Below are 258 nucleotides of genomic sequence, written 5' to 3' on the forward strand. Positions count from 1 at the left end.
GTTTCTTTGAAGTATTCGCTACGGTCTCGCTTGCTTTTATTTTTTATAACTTGGGCTTGGTGAATAAGAAAATCGCCACAGCCAGCTCTATTGCCTCTGCCGCGCTATTCCTGCTTGGCGGTGTACCAGGCACATTCCATCATTTGTATTATTCCGGCACGACCACACCGGTGATGGCAATCGGTGCATCATTCAGTGCGTTAGAAGTGGTGCCATTAGTGGTCTTAGGTTATGAAGGCTATGAGCATTGGTCTATGC

Annotated in this window: 1 protein-coding gene; it reads left to right on the top strand. The window is 46.9% G+C overall.

All coding sequences use genetic code 11. The features are described 5' to 3' along the window. Positions 1-258: cbb3-type cytochrome c oxidase subunit I (locus tag AAEZ06_RS27670; protein WP_350617328.1), on the top strand; the 258-nt coding region annotated here is incomplete at both ends.

The organism is Pseudomonas sp. HY7a-MNA-CIBAN-0227 (assembly GCF_040310325.1).
GTDB lineage: Bacteria > Pseudomonadota > Gammaproteobacteria > Pseudomonadales > Pseudomonadaceae > Aquipseudomonas.